This window comes from Pseudomonas sp. LBUM1645 (genome assembly GCF_059716185.1).
The window spans coordinates 2,598,684-2,612,574 of the sequence record NZ_CP166811.1 but is presented as its reverse complement, the minus strand read 5'-3'; the positions used below and the strand labels follow the sequence as shown (position 1 = coordinate 2,612,574).

Sequence of the window (13,891 nt, the reverse complement as noted above, 5' to 3'; positions counted from 1 at the left end):
TGTAGCCCTACCTTGCTTCAGCACCTGATAAACGCGCCCACCCCGCCACCAATTGCGCACTGATGCTCACGCCGCCGCACACCACAATCACCACATCATGGGCTTCGGCAATCGCCGGATGGTCCAGGTATGCAATCGCCAACGAAACGCCGCACGCCGGCTCGACCAACTGACGCAGGTCGTTGGCGTAACGCACCACGCCCATGATCGCCTCGTCATCGCTGAGCACCACGCACTCGTGGGGGAAATCGAGGATGTGCTGCACTGGCCAGGCGGCCACCTGAGCAGCGCCAAGTGAAGTGGCAACGGTGTCGATCCGCGGCAGTCTGACCGGATGCCCGGCAGCGATCGCGGCCGCAAAAGAGGCCGCCCCCTGGGTTTCGCAAGCAATGATCCGGCAATCCATGCGGTCATGGCGAATCAACCCGGTGAGGATGCCCGCCAGCAAACCACCGCCCCCGACCGACGTCACCACTGCATCGACCTGAGGACAGTCTTCGAGGATTTCATCGACTATCGTGCTGTGCCCTTCCCACAACACCGGATGATCGAAGGCCGGCACGTATTCAGTGTCCACGCCTTGCGAGAGTTCCTTCGCCCGTTGATTCGCATCGTCCCAGAGCTTGCCGTGGACGATCACCTCGGCGCCGGTTTTCCTGATCCGTGCGCGGGTGGTTTCCGGTGTGGTGTGCGGCACCACGATGCAGGCTTTCAACCCCAGGCTGGCAGCAGCCACGGCGGTGGCGAAACCGGCATTGCCGCCGGAAGGACAGACGACTTTGCGTTTGCCCTGCGCTTTTGCCTGACTGCACAACAGGCCCATGCCACGCAATTTGAACGAGCCGCTGGGTTGCAGGTTTTCCAGCTTGAGCCAGATCCGCCGGGCCGGCGTCGACAGGCCCGGGTGCAAAATCAACGGTGTTCTGATGTGAAGCATGGTGGAGCTCCTTAAGGGTGAACGGTCCTAATCCAAGCTTAGTTCACCCTGCCCGGCGGCTACTGCTTTAGCGATAACGCGGTGCCGCAATGGAGTTGCCGAACAAGCCTGACAGCGTCTGGCGCTGAGCTTCGTAGGCGTCCCACTTGTCGCCATCGTGCAGGCCCGGAATGGTCACCACTTCACCTTGCGCCAGCCCCGCCAACGCGGCATCGACCATGTCCTGGGCGGACATCACGATCTCTTGCGGCAGGTTTTCCACCGGGTTGCCGGCCTCACTCCAGAAGTCGGTGGCGGTAGCGCCGGGCAATACGGCCTGGATGCGAATGCCTTTGTCCGCCAGCTCGCGGTGCATGGATTGGCTCAGGCCGAGGACAAACGCCTTGGTCCCGCCATACACGCCGTTGAGTATTTCCGGGGCGATGGCAACGATCGAGGAGATATTGATCACCGTCCCGGTGCCGCGAGCGACGAAGCCTGGCACCACCGCGTAAGCGAGGCGCATCAACGCGGTCACGTTGAGGGTGATCATGTCTTCCATGTCATCCACCGGGCTGCCGAGCAGCGGCATGACAGCGCCGACCCCGGCGTTGTTGACCAACAGGGTGATACTGGCGTCGGAGCGTAGAATTTCTTCGACCCGCCGCACGTCGGCCTTGTCTTTCAGATCAGCTGCGACCACTTCGACGGCGCGGCCGGTTTCGTTACTCAGGTGGTTGGCCAAGGCGTTGAGTTTTGCCTGGCTGCGGGCGACCAGAATCAGGTCGTAACCCTGCCGGGCGAGACGGTCGGCATACACCGCGCCGATGCCCGAAGAAGCGCCAGTGATCAGAGCGGTACCTTTGGATGAGAGGGCCATGTCGATTTCCTTCACAGTGAGGCGATAACTTCGCCGGGTGTGAACCGTTATAAATGGTCTAACGCTCGTCTCAAATGACGTTTAAAGTACGTTTTTCGGACACGACCTTTTGAGGGCATCTCGATGACTTCCGTGGCATTTGTAGTGTTTGAAGGGTTCCAGTCCATGGCGCTGGCGGCCATGCCGGTGTTCGAGTACGCCAACTTCAGCGCTGGCGAGGCGCTTTATGACGTCAGCGTATTGTCCGAAGACGGCCGCACATTGCGCGCTTCCGGTGGACTGAGCGTCGGCACCGAGGCCTTTGGTGAGCGGGTGTTTGATACGGTGATTGTGGTGGGCGGCGATGCCATCCTCGAGCAGGCACCCGAGGGCGTGCTGAACTACCTGCGCGCAAACGTTAAAACCGCGCGGCGCACGGCGTCGATCTGCTCCGGGGCGTTCGTCCTGGCCCAGGCCGGTTTGCTCGACGGACGGCGGGCCACGACCCACTGGGCTTATGCACGGGAGCTGCAAGCGCGGTTTCCGTCGATCAAGGTCGAGGAAGACCGCATCTACGTCGTCGACGGTTCGATCTGGACGTCTGCCGGGATGACCGCCGGCATCGACCTGGCGTTGGCCATGGTGGAAAAGGATCACGGCGCTGCCCTGGCCCGTTCCGTGGCGCAGAAACTGGTGATGTACCACCGCCGCGCGGGTGGCCAGTCGCAGCACTCAGCGCTGCTGGAACTGGAAGCGAAATCCGACCGCATTCAAACCGTCCTTGGCTATGCGCGAGAACACCTCACCGAGACGTTGTCGGTGGAGCAACTGGCGGACGTCGCGCGCCTCAGTCCTCGGCAATTCAGCCGGGCCTTCCGGGCGGAAACCGGTCAATCACCGGCCAAAGCCATCGAGAACCTGCGCCTGGAAACGGCACGGCAGATGCTGGAACGCGGGCGCCTCACCCTCGATCAGATCGCCGAAGAGTCCGGCTTCAGCGACTGCCGCCGCATGCGCGAAGCCTTCCTTCGGGCGTTCGGACAGCCGCCGCAGGTGATTCGGCGTAATGCCCGTTCAGCGTAGGAGCTGCCGCAGGCTGCGATCTTTTGATCTTGTTTTTAAAAGCGAAGATCAAAAGATCGCAGCCTGCGGCAGCTCCTACAATGAACGGTGTCAGGTCCGTTTGTGGAGATGCAGATGAAAATCTCGGCCAAACTGGCGTTTTTCGCCGTTGTTTCCACCCTCGCCTACCTTGGGCTCGCGGTGTGGGGGCTTGGCGGATTCTCGGCGTTTTTCTCTCATGCACCGCTGGTGGTCATTGTGTTGGCCACTTTGGTGATGGCCATTGCGTCCTTGTTCACCGAGGTCAACCTGAGTTCCGGCGAACGTGAAGACCGGGCCAATCGCTGGGTGCTGCCGGCGTTCGGGGTGATCGGATTATTGAGCGGGTACCTGCCGGCCTACACCGACCGGATCGATTTCTGGACCTTCGGTGGCGAAGGTGTGCGCTGGCTCGGGGCATTGCTGTTCATCATCGGCGGCACGCTGCGGCTGTGGCCGGTGTTTGTGCTGGGCAAGCGTTTCAGTGGACTGGTGGCGATTCAGCCGGGGCACACGCTGGTCACCGACGGGATTTATCGCACCTTGCGCAACCCCAGTTACCTGGGGCTGATGATCACTGCGGTGGGCTGGGCACTGGCCTTTCGCTCCGGCGTTGGCTTGTTGCTGGCCGCGGTGACGCTGATCCCCTTGATCGCCCGCATTCACGCCGAAGAAGGCCTGTTAAGGGCGCAGTTCGGCAGTGAATACGAGGCTTATTGCGCCCGCAGTTGGCGGTTGATTCCCGGGGTTTACTGAAACAACACAACCCTAATGTGGGAGCGAGCTTGCTCGCGATAGCGATCTTTTAGTCACATCAGTGTTGAATGTGCTGACGCCATCGCGAGCAAGCTCGCTCCCACATTAGATAGTGTGCAGGCGGATTTGGTCGTCGTGATCCACATGGGCGACGACCGACTCATAGCTGGTGAGCGTGGCATGCGGGGTCTGGAGCGGATGGTCGTGGGTCGCGGTCACCACGATCAGGCCCGCGCCCGCTGCCTCGGCGGCGAGAATGCCCACGGTGGCGTCTTCGAAAATCAGGCAGTCGGCCGGTTCAACGCCCAAGCGCTTGGCCGCCAGTCGATAGCCCGCGGGATCAGGCTTTCCGGCACTGACGTCTTCGGCAGTGACCATCACCAAAGGCTGCGGAATACCCGCCGCGGCCATCCGCCGTAGCGCCAATGCCTTCGGCGCCGAGGTGACGATAGCCCACTGGTTGGCGGGCAGCGAGTTCAGGAAATTCGCCGCGCCCGGCACTTCGATGATCCCCTCGACATCCTCGATTTCCGCCTCGGTGATGAACGCAGCTTCAACCTCGGCATCCACCCCGGGCAACGCCAGGCGATTGATGGTGTCGATGGCGCGAACGCCATGGATGGTGGGCAGGAAGGTTTCGACATCGACACCGTGGCGCAAGGCCCAGGCCGCCCAGATCCGCTCGGCAGCGGCGATGGAATTGAGGACGGTGCCGTCCATATCGAACAGAAAAGCGCGGTACGGGGTATTGAAGACAGATTCTTGAGCAGACAAGGGGGAGCTACCTCTCGCAAGTGCCAGGCGGGTTCGCCGAACAATGTAGCATTTGCGAGGAGCTGCCGAACGCGGCCCGAGCCTTCGGCAACTCCTGAAGAGGATTTCCTTACTAAGCGGGACGCGGTGCTTCGACAGGCGGGGTGCCGTCGTGAAACATCGTCTTCAGTTGAGCACGCAGTTCCGGTGAGTCGGTGTGCTTGTGAACACTGACCGCATGCTGTGCGGCGGCCTCGAGCAGTTCGTTTTCAGAGTCTGCGGACAGTGCAACCGAGCATTTGGCATCGCTTGGAAACTCGCGGCAGTCGATGTATTTACGCGCCATGATCTTCTCCTCCCTACGACGAAGGCAGGCCTTGGCCTGCGTGAACGATCACTCGACGCGCCACCCCATCCATCAAACACGATTGCAGGTCGCACCGAGTGTGCCGACTCTTGAAGTATAGGCCCGCCACGTCTGCAGGTTCTAAAGGGTACGTTTCGACTTCAAGGCACCTTCCACACAGTCCAGCAACTGCCCAAGCGCCCATGGTTTCTTGATGAACGACACCGAATGCCTGACCCCGGCACTTTCCGGCGTTTCAAAACCGGACATGATCATGATCGGTTTGTCGGGCCAGCGGTCGCCAAACAGATTGGCCAGGTCCGCGCCATTGAGTTTGCCCGGCATGGTGATGTCCGTAAGCAATAGACAGACGCCGTCCGAGTGTTGTTCCAGGTACGCTGATGCGGCGTCCGCACTGACATGCGGTTCAACCACAAAGCCTTCTTCCTGAAGAATTTCGCAGAGAAACTCCAGGATCAGCGGGTCGTCCTCAACCACAAGAATCAAACCGTCAGGGAGATGATCGCCCTCCGTCGATATTGGTCTCATGACTGTGCCACTCCCTGATTGCCTAAATGAGTTCGCGCGCTTAAATCCGCTGCCTATCAGGTATGAGCAGCGGACTTCTCGGAAAATTCATTTTTGATGCAACCAGACGACGAAATCAGGCGTCCTGCAAAATCAGATCGGCGCCCTTCTCCGCCACCATCAGCACCGCGGCGTGAGTATTGCCGGAGGTCACGTTAGGGAAAATCGATGCATCAACAATGCGCAAACCGTCTAGACCATGGACTTTAAGGCGCTTGTCGACCACCGATATCTGTTCGTCCGCGCCCATCGCGCAGGAACCGCACAGGTGATAAATCGAACCGCTGTTTTCGCGAAAGTACTGCAGCATCTGTTCGTCACTTTCGATGGCCGGCCCCGGCAGCACTTCTTCGACAGTAATGCCTTTGAGTGCCGGCGCCTGCATGATTTTGCGCATCAAGCGACTGCCCTGGATCACCTCGTCGATATCCTTTTGCGTACTCAGGTAATTCGGGTCGATCAGCGCCGCGTCCCGCGGATTTTTCGAGGCGATCTCGATGTGCCCGCGACTCGTCGGGCGGCAGGGATTGAAGCACAACAAGAAGCCTGAATAGGGTTCCGGCTTGAGGCTGGCCTTGTTGTTTTTCGGGATCTGGTACGACAGCGGATTGAAGTACAACTGCAGGTTAGGATTGGCTTGCAGCTCGTTGCCCCGGAAGAATCCGCCGGCCTGATTGACGCTCATCGCCAGTGCGCCCTTGCGGGTGAACAGGTACTTCAAACCCAGTTTGAACTGACCGAACAGCGAGCTCAGTTGATCGTTGAGCGTCGGGATGTTGGCCTTGTAGTAGTAACTGGCGCACAGGTGGTCTTGCAGGTTCTGCCCCACCGCCGGCAGGTGTTTGACCAAGGGGATGTTGTGCTTGGCCAGCAGCGCCTGATCCGCAACACCGGACAATTGCAGGATCTTCGGCGTGTCCACGGCACCGGCGCAAAGAATGACTTCCTTGTTGGCGGTAAATGTCCGCACCACGCCGTGCTGGGTGATGGAAATCCCGGTCGCCCGGCCGTTATCAAACAACACCCGATCCACCAGCGCGTAATGCTCGACCGTCAGGTTTGGCCGGCTCAATGCCGGATGCAGGTGCGCAAAACTGCTGGAGCAACGCTGACCGTTGCGGGTATTGACGTCGTAGATGCCCGAACCTTCAAATTTCGGGCCGTTGAAGTCGTCGCTATGGGGATAACCCAGTTCATCGCAGCCCTTGAGGAACACATCGCAAATCGGATGAGTCTGGCCCTTCATCGGCGTGATGCTGATCGGGCCGCTGCCGCCGTGGTACTCGCTGTCGCCCAGCGGATGGTTTTCCAGTTTCCGGAAGTACGGCAGCACGTCCTTGAAGCCCCAGCCTTCATTGCCGTTAGCCGCCCAGTCGTCGAAGTCATGGGCCTGGCCACGGACGTAGATCATCGCGTTGATCGAGCCCGAACCACCCTGTACCTTGCCCCGCGGGGCATAGATTTCGCGGTTGTTCAGCTGTTTTTGCGGCTGGCTGTAGTACATCCAGTTGAAGGTCGGGTTGTAATACATTTTGGCGAAGCCGACCGGGATCCTGAACCACAGGGAACTGTCCTTGCCGCCCGCTTCCAGCAGCAACACCGAGTGTTTCCCGGACGCCGAGAGCCGATTGGCAAGGATGCAGCCTGCGGCGCCTGCGCCAGCGATGATGTAGTCGTAAGTCATGCACGGTTACCGCGTAAGTCGTTGTACAAAAAACCCGCCCGCCTCCCTCTGTAGGAGCTGTCGAGTGCAACGAGGCTGCGATCTTTTGATTTTTAAAAGCCAGATCAAAAAATCGCAGCCTGCGGCAGCTCCTACAGGGGGTTGCGCCCTCTCCCGTCAGCCTCGAGCTGGCGATGTGTCTTTGACGTCAGCCGGGGTCGGCGCCATTTGCAGGTGCAGGCGCTCGCCGGTGTACGGCGAATGCTTGCGCACCACGTCCATGTTCAGCTCCACGCCCAGGCCCGGTTCGGTGGACGGGATGATGTAACCGTCCTCCCATTGCAGCGGTTTGGTCAGGACTTCGGCATGGAACCCGCCCCAGGTCATGATGCTTTCCTGGATCAGGAAGTTCGGCGTACAGGTGGCCAACTGGAAACTCGCCGCCGCGCCAATCGGCCCGTTGTAGAGGTGCGGCGCGATCTGCGCGTAATAAGCTTCGGCCATGCTCGCAATCTTTTTTGCTTCCAGCAGACCGCCGCAGCGGGCCACGTTCATCTGCAAAATCGACGCGCCACCCGCCTGCAACAGCTTGAAGAATTCGTACTTGGTGGTCAGCCGTTCGCCGGTTGCAATCGGGATGCTGGTTTTGGCCGCGACTTGCGCCATGGCCTCTTCCTGGCCCGGCGGCACCGGTTCTTCGAACCACAACGGATCGTATTTCTCCAGGCGCTTGGCCAAACGAATCGCCGAGGACGGCACCATTTGCCCGTGGGTGCCGAACAGCAGGTCGCACTTGTCGCCTACCGCTTCGCGGATCTTGCGGCAGAAGGTTTCGCAGCGTTCCAGCACTTCCAGCGAAATCTGATGCCCGGAGTACGCGGTGTACGGCCCGGCCGGGTCGAATTTCACAGCGGTGAAACCTTTGTTCATGTTCTCGACCGCGCATTCCGCGGCCAGGTCCGGGTCGTCGTAGTCGTACTCGCCCTTGCTGTTGACCGGGTACAGGTAGGTGTAGGAACGCAGGCGTTCATTGACCTTGCCGCCCAACAGCTCATACACCGGTTTGTTCGCCGCTTTGCCGATGATGTCCCAGCAGGCCATCTCCAGGCCGCTGACCACGCCCATCATGGTCAGGTCCGGCCGCTGGGTGAAACCGCTCGAATAGGCCTGACGGAAGAAGCGTTCGATGTGGTGCGGGTCGTGGTTGAGCAGGTAGCGTTCGAACACGTCTTCGATGATCGGCAGCATGGCTTTCGGGCCGAAGGTCGCGGCGTAGATTTCGCCCACGCCTTCTATGCCGCAATCGGTCTTGATCTTGACGAACAGCCAATACATGCCGCCGATGTGCGGTGGCGGTACGGCGACGATATGGGTTTCAAGGGCGACGATTTTCATCTCAGGCACCTGTCTTTTTCAAAGATTTACGATTGATACGTGCGCGCAAGGTCAGGGCCGCGAGGGTCCCGAGCAGGCCGACGAAGGCGATGTAGCCGAAATACAGCTTGTAACCAAAGGCACCGGGGAAATGTTCGGTGAGGTAGCCGTTGATCAAGGGAATGAACGCGTCTGGCAAGTAACCGACCACCGAGACAATGCCGATGGCCAGGCCGGTGATGCGCAGCGGAATGTTGCAGGTGTCGAGGATCGCCCAGTACAAGCCGCGAATGGCGTAGGTCATCAAACCGATGAAAATCACCGTGCCGATCAGCAGGCCCATGCTGTTGAGTGCAGGGAACACGATGAGGCCGACCATCGCCAATGTCGCGAGGAACAGCGCCACGATCAGCACCGAAATGTTCGAGAACTTGTCACCCAGCCAGCCACCGCCAATACCGCCGATCGGGCGCATCCACAGTTTAATGGTGGTGATGGTGCCGGCCATGACTGCGGTCATGCCGCCGCCTTGCAGGTAATCGGAGAAGCTGTAGGTGGCCCAGAAGATGTGATAACCGCAGAACACGATGGCCGTCACCAACCACAATTCAGGGATTTTCACCAAGGTCGTCAGATCGCTGAGCAGGTTGAACTTGCCCTTCTCCACCGGCGCCGTGTCTTCCATGGACTTCGGATCCTTGATCAACACCAGCACACAGCCGATGGCGATACAGGTGAAGGCATAGAGGTAAACCACGTGCTTGAAACCTTCAGCCGCCGACTCGCCACGGGTTTCGGTGGCGAAGGCAAACAGCCCCAAAGCGACAGTCGCCAGCAAGGCTTCGACCAGTCCGCGACCGCCATCGAGAATGCCGAAGAACCGACCTTGTTCAGTGTGATGAGCAATCATCTTCACGCGTTTGAGCACCGAGGCCCAGAACGTCAGGCCGGTGGTCAGGCCCCAGCAACCGAAGATGATCATCAACCCGGTCATCGACGGCGCGGTGGAGTACCACAGGCCCAACGCTCCGGTGGCGACCAGCGAGAAGAAGATCAGAAAGCGTGGGGCAATACGGTCAGCCAGCCAACCGCTCGGCAAGTAACTGAGGAGGAAAATCGTCCCAAGCATCGAGTACAGATAACCCAGTTCGCTGTGGTTGATCTGGAACACTTCGAGCATGGTGGTCTGGTAGACCTGGCGCAGGTACAAGATCGGATAGATCGCACCGGCCGCCAGCACCAATAGCATCAGTTGGAAATAGCGACTTCCCTTGTCACTGTGGCTTTTTGTACCCGCGTTCGAACCCTGAACAGCGGCAGCAGTGGATGCATGCTTGGACATCTAGGAGACCTCGGGCAGCCCGGTGGTCCGGGTGCCCCTGATAATTGTTTTTATAGGTGGTGCGTGAGGCGTGTTGCGGGTGGATCAATACTTCATGACGACCAGACGGGTCTGGGTGAATTCGAGCATGCCGTGCTTGCCGTCATCGCCGCCCAGGCCCGAGCGTTTCCAGCCGGCGTGGAAGCCCTGGTACGGGTCCGCCGGGGTGCGATTGACGTACAACTCGCCGGCCTCGATGGCGTTGGCGACTTTCATCGTGGTGCGGTAGTTCTCGGTGTACAGCACCGAGGACAGACCGAACTGGTGATCGTTGGCCATGGCCAGCGCTTCGTCGATGTCGCGGTACTTGAGCACCGGCAGCACCGGGCCGAAGATTTCTTCCTGGATGATTTCCATGTCCTGACGGCAGCCGCTAAGCAGCGTCGGCGGGTAGAAATGACCCTTGCCTTGCGGCAGTACACCGCCGGTTTCCAGTACAGCACCGTCGGCAATGGCGCGCTCGACCATGGCGTGGATGCTCTGTTGCGAACTGGCGTTGACCAACGGGCCCATCAGGTTGGCGTCGGTGGCACGGTCACCGAACTTCACGGCTTTGATTTTGGCTTTCAGCAGCGCGAGGAACTGTTCATAGACGCTTTCCTGCACGTAGACCCGCTCGACCGCCGTGCACAACTGGCCGCAGTGGGTGGTCTTGGAGGCAACGATCGCGGTAGCGGCGGCTTCAAGATCGGCGTCGGCTTCGATGATCGCCGGGGTTTTGCCGCCCAGTTCCAGCGATGGCTTGGCGATGTTGGCCTTGCAGTAATCAAGCACGATGCGCCCGGCGTTGACGCTGCCGGTCAGGGTGATCAAACCAACAGCCTTATGGGTGCAAACGGTGGCGGCCGTGGCGTGATCCATGGTCAGGATATTGACCACGCCGGCGGGCAAACCGGATTGCTGCACAGCCTTGGCGATCTCGAACGCCGAGGTCGGGGTGTTATTGCTTGGACGCACCACCACCGTGTTGCCGGCAATCAACGCCGGGGCGATTTTGCGCAGCAACGTATAGACCGGGTAGTTGAACGGAATAAGGCAGGCAACGACGCCAATCGGCTCGCGGTGCAGAAAGAGGTTTTCGTTCGGGGTGTCGCTGGGAATGATCTCGCCTTCAATACGACGCGCCCACTCGGCGTGGTATCGGGTGATCTGCGCGGCGTAACGGGCTTCGTTGCTGGCATCGGCAACGGCCTTGCCGGATTCAGCGGCCAGGGCTGCGCCGATGTTTTCGGCGCAGGCATCGAGGGCGTCGGCGAAGGAACGCAGGTGTTCGGCGCGTTCGATGCTGGTGAGTTTGCCCCAGGTTTTCTGGGCGGCCGCGGCGGCTTCGACGGCTGCGGTGGCTTCATCGGCGGTCGCCGCTGAAACATGGCCCACCAACGCTTCGGTCGCCGGGTTGTAGACTGCGATCAGCGCTTCGCTGGCAGGTTCAATGAAGTGACCGTTGACAAAATTTCGCTCGGTTCGCATGTGCATCGCCCATCGTTGTTTTTATCCAGTGAATGCAGTCTTGTCATTGGACCGGTGTTGAACAAACGATTTATTGAGCGATGCAACATTCGAAAAATGCAGGTTACTGCGCTATCGATGAAATTCCCTGTAGGAGCCGAGCTTGCTCGCGATGGCGGCGGATCAGCCAACACCTATGTTGAATGACATACCGCCATCGCGAGCAAGCTCGGCTCCTACAGGGGTTTAGGGGTGTTCAGGTGGCGGCGGTCGAGGGTTCGAGCTGCCGTTGCGCCAACCAGATCTCTTCCTGCAACCACTGACTGAACACCTGCAATTGCGGCATCAGCGTCTGCTCGGGCCGGGTCACCAGCCAGTAGGATTGATGCCCTTCCACATGCACGTTCAGCACTTGGGTCAGTTGCCCGTTGGCCAGTTCCGAAGCGACCATGTGCCAGTCGGCAATGGTGATGCCCAGGCCGTCGATCGCCGCGCGGATTGCCAGGTCCAGAAGGTCGAATTCATAACCGCCCTGGGTGTCGACACCGGTGATTCGCGCGGCGTCCAGCCAGTGTTTCCAGGTCAGGTAACGCTGGTCCTCTCGGGCCAGTACATGCAACAGCGTCAAGCGATTGAGGTCGATGCCCCGCTCGTTCCACTCCCGCGCATACAAGGACGGCGCACACACCGCGATGTGCCGTTCCTGGATCAGCAGCGAACTGTCCAGGCCGTCCCATTCACCGTCGCCAAAACGGATCGCGCAATCCAGCGTACTGGTTTCCGCCAGGCTGTCCTGCAAGCGCGTGGTGATGCTCAGTTCCAGTTCCGGATGCTTCTCGCGCAGCCGCCCCAGACGCGGCATCAACCAGCGGTTGGTGAAGGTTGGCGGCGCGTTGATGTGCAGGCGATTGGAATGGGTTTTCTGCTGAATGCTGCGCACCGTCAGTTCGATTTTGTCGAAGGACTGATGCAATGCCCGCAACAGAATCCGACCGGCGCTGGTCAACTCGAGGTGGTGGTGACGGCGCTCCAGCAGCGTCTCTTCAAGCTGTTCTTCCAGCTGGCGCACCTGCCGGCTGACGGCGCTTTGCGTCACGTTCAGCAACTCGGCGGCACGGGTGAAGCTGCCCGTACTACCAGCGACTTCAAAGGCTTTCAGCGCGTTGAGGCCGGGCATTTTTCGTTTCATGGAGGGCTCTCGGGATGAGTGACAAGACGCAAAGCATCCCACGCTCGCTGTGCATTGTCCTACAGGATTTTCTCAGTAACATGCATCTGGAGAAGGTTTACTCGCATTTTTTATCGTTTGTTCATCACTCCGCTCATAGCAAGACTTGCCGGCATCTCTAATAAAAAAAATCGAGAGCTGCCCCATGCCCTTCCCTGTTTCTTTGCGCCTCAGTCCTCTGCACATCGCTCTACTCTGCACCTTTGCGGCGCCTGCCATGGCCGTGCAAGTGACCGACAACCTCGACCTCGGCGGCGCTGTTCGCGCGCGCTGGGACTACGATCCGGATCGCGATATCCAGAAGTTCGGCCTCGACACGGTGTTCCTCAGCGCCAAGTACAACTCCGACAGCTGGATCGGTGAGGCTCAGTACCGTTTCTACGGGCGGTCTTACCCTTACCAGTACACCAAGAACTACGGTGACATCCAGTTCGCCAAGTTCGCGTGGGCCGGCTACAAGTTCAACCCCGACCAGCAAGTGCAAGTGGGCCTGAACACGGTGCCGTTCGGTTTGCAGCCGTACTTCGGCAGCACGTTCTACGAAACCCTGGGCAACGTCATCGGCCTGGAGGATGTGCAACAGGTTGGTGCCAAGTACATCCAGCAATCGGGCGACTGGAACCTTCAGGCCGGTTACTACCTGCGCCCGGCGTGGCAAGGCAAAGGCACCAGCAACGGGGTCACCTACTCCAGCGTGGTGTCCGAAGCCGACAGTTACGTCGCCGACGGCAGCAAAAACCAGGAACGCAACACCGTGGTGTTGCGCGTGGCCAAGGCCCTGGACCTGGGACCATGGAAGTCTGAAATCGGCCTCTCCGGCCTGACGTCGTCGCTTCAGAATAGAGACACCAATGACGATGGCCGGCGTAACGCCGTGGCCGTTCACTATTTGGGCAAGAACGGTCCGTGGGGCGTGCAGTTGCAGGCAGCGCGGCAACAGATGTCGCCACGCAACGCCGGCACTGATGAACTGGTGACGCTTGGCGGTTACGACGGCACGTACAACGTCGCCAGTCGCGGCAATCTGTATGTGGCGGATGTGAGTTATGACGTGGCCGGCAAGCACCTGTTCAATCAGGTCAGCGGCGTGAAGCTGTACGTCAACTACAGCGCCTTTGATAAATCCGCCGACGACTTCAAGACCTCGCAACGGATGATCCTCGGCACCTCGTTCTCGTTGAGCAAACTGTGGATCACGACGGAATGGATCTACGGCAAGAACGATCCGTACATCGGAGGTAGCAGCTACACCCAGAGTTTGGGAGCGGGTGGTAGTGACCAGTGGGAAAACCAGTTGTATATGAACATCGGGTATTACTTCTGATCCGGCATTTTTGGCGTCCTTGAGGACGCCATCGCGAGCAAGCTCGCTCCCACAGGTTTTGTGTGCGCCGTAAATCACTGTGGGAGCGAGCTTGCTCCGGGCGGCGTTCCGACGATGGCGCCAGCCCAAACAACACTTGCATAAGCCCATTAC

Annotated in this window: 13 protein-coding genes; 3 read left to right on the top strand and 10 right to left on the bottom strand. The window is 59.7% G+C overall.

Going from position 1 to position 13,891, the window contains the following annotated elements:
• Positions 1–7 precede the first annotated feature (7 nt).
• Complete coding sequence (locus ACA079_RS11630; protein ID WP_497703584.1) at positions 8–937, bottom strand: pyridoxal-phosphate dependent enzyme; 930 nt, start codon at positions 935–937, stop codon at positions 8–10.
• Positions 938–1,004: 67 nt separating this feature from the next.
• Entirely contained in the window at positions 1,005–1,796 is a 792-nt protein-coding gene (locus ACA079_RS11625; protein ID WP_497703583.1) for an SDR family NAD(P)-dependent oxidoreductase, read from the bottom strand.
• Between the two features lie 123 nt (positions 1,797–1,919).
• Here ACA079_RS11625 and ACA079_RS11620 point away from each other — a divergent pair, with 123 nt between their 5' ends.
• Both ACA079_RS11620 and ACA079_RS11615 read left to right on the top strand, forming a co-directional pair.
• Entirely contained in the window at positions 1,920–2,858 is a 939-nt protein-coding gene (locus tag ACA079_RS11620) for a GlxA family transcriptional regulator (protein WP_497703582.1), read from the top strand.
• Between the two features lie 114 nt (positions 2,859–2,972).
• Complete coding sequence (locus ACA079_RS11615; protein ID WP_497703581.1) at positions 2,973–3,632, top strand: methyltransferase family protein; 660 nt, start codon at positions 2,973–2,975, stop codon at positions 3,630–3,632.
• Positions 3,633–3,737: 105 nt separating this feature from the next.
• On the opposite strand, the gene ACA079_RS11610 is transcribed toward ACA079_RS11615, so the two are convergent.
• The 8 genes from ACA079_RS11610 to ACA079_RS11575 form a co-directional block, all read right to left on the bottom strand.
• Positions 3,738–4,406, bottom strand: coding sequence for an HAD-IA family hydrolase (locus tag ACA079_RS11610; RefSeq protein WP_497703580.1), 669 nt, complete (start codon positions 4,404–4,406; stop codon positions 3,738–3,740).
• 112 nt (positions 4,407–4,518) lie between these two features.
• Positions 4,519–4,731, bottom strand: coding sequence for a DUF1059 domain-containing protein (locus ACA079_RS11605; RefSeq protein ID WP_008156959.1), 213 nt, complete (start codon positions 4,729–4,731; stop codon positions 4,519–4,521).
• 141 nt (positions 4,732–4,872) lie between these two features.
• Complete coding sequence (locus ACA079_RS11600; protein ID WP_497703579.1) at positions 4,873–5,280, bottom strand: response regulator; 408 nt, start codon at positions 5,278–5,280, stop codon at positions 4,873–4,875.
• Between the two features lie 115 nt (positions 5,281–5,395).
• Positions 5,396–7,003 carry a GMC family oxidoreductase gene (locus tag ACA079_RS11595; RefSeq protein ID WP_497703578.1) on the bottom strand — a complete coding sequence of 536 codons (1,608 nt, stop codon included), beginning with the start codon at positions 7,001–7,003 and terminating at the stop codon, positions 5,396–5,398.
• A 156-nt stretch (positions 7,004–7,159) separates the two neighbouring features.
• Complete coding sequence (locus tag ACA079_RS11590; RefSeq protein ID WP_497703577.1) at positions 7,160–8,377, bottom strand: mandelate racemase/muconate lactonizing enzyme family protein; 1,218 nt, start codon at positions 8,375–8,377, stop codon at positions 7,160–7,162.
• Position 8,378: 1 nt separating this feature from the next.
• Positions 8,379–9,698 carry an MFS transporter gene (locus ACA079_RS11585; protein WP_497703576.1) on the bottom strand — a complete coding sequence of 440 codons (1,320 nt, stop codon included), beginning with the start codon at positions 9,696–9,698 and terminating at the stop codon, positions 8,379–8,381.
• Between the two features lie 84 nt (positions 9,699–9,782).
• Positions 9,783–11,207, bottom strand: a complete 1,425-nt coding sequence (gene aldA, locus ACA079_RS11580) for an aldehyde dehydrogenase (RefSeq protein ID WP_497704310.1) — start codon at positions 11,205–11,207, stop codon at positions 9,783–9,785.
• A 235-nt stretch (positions 11,208–11,442) separates the two neighbouring features.
• Positions 11,443–12,375: a LysR substrate-binding domain-containing protein gene (locus ACA079_RS11575; protein ID WP_497703575.1), complete on the bottom strand. Its 933-nt coding sequence runs from the start codon at positions 12,373–12,375 to the stop codon at positions 11,443–11,445.
• A gap of 184 nt (positions 12,376–12,559) precedes the next feature.
• Here ACA079_RS11575 and ACA079_RS11570 point away from each other — a divergent pair, with 184 nt between their 5' ends.
• Entirely contained in the window at positions 12,560–13,738 is a 1,179-nt protein-coding gene (locus tag ACA079_RS11570) for a hypothetical protein (protein ID WP_497703574.1), read from the top strand.
• Positions 13,739–13,891: the final 153 nt, after the last annotated feature.